General features: G+C 46.0%; 1 protein-coding gene. It reads left to right on the forward strand.

Going from position 1 to position 265, the window contains the following annotated elements; genetic code table 11:
- The coding region (locus BHE89_RS24180) for a hypothetical protein (RefSeq protein ID WP_216080967.1) at positions 1-182 on the forward strand (182 nt) is incomplete at its 5' end.
- Positions 183-265 lie beyond the last annotated feature (83 nt).

Below are 265 nucleotides of genomic sequence, written 5' to 3' on the forward strand. Positions count from 1 at the left end.
CGTCTGACCACCACATTTTTGAGCGACCAAATACAGGGGCGAAAAAAGGGGGTGGTCAGACGAACGCAGTGAGTTTGACGGGCTTGGGTGAATGGTTTTTTCTCAGGCGTCCAGCCGAAGAAAATAGCCAGAGGGCGGAGCCTTATGTCATTCATTTTCGTCCAGAAAATGAGTGGCATTGATACTGAAAGTATCATGGGGTGCAAGTTAGTAAAACTATGATTCTACCCATTATTTCACCCGTTATTCTGCCCGTTATACCTAA

It is taken from the genome of Shigella sp. FC1967 (assembly GCF_001743005.1).
Classification (GTDB): domain Bacteria; phylum Pseudomonadota; class Gammaproteobacteria; order Enterobacterales; family Enterobacteriaceae; genus Proteus.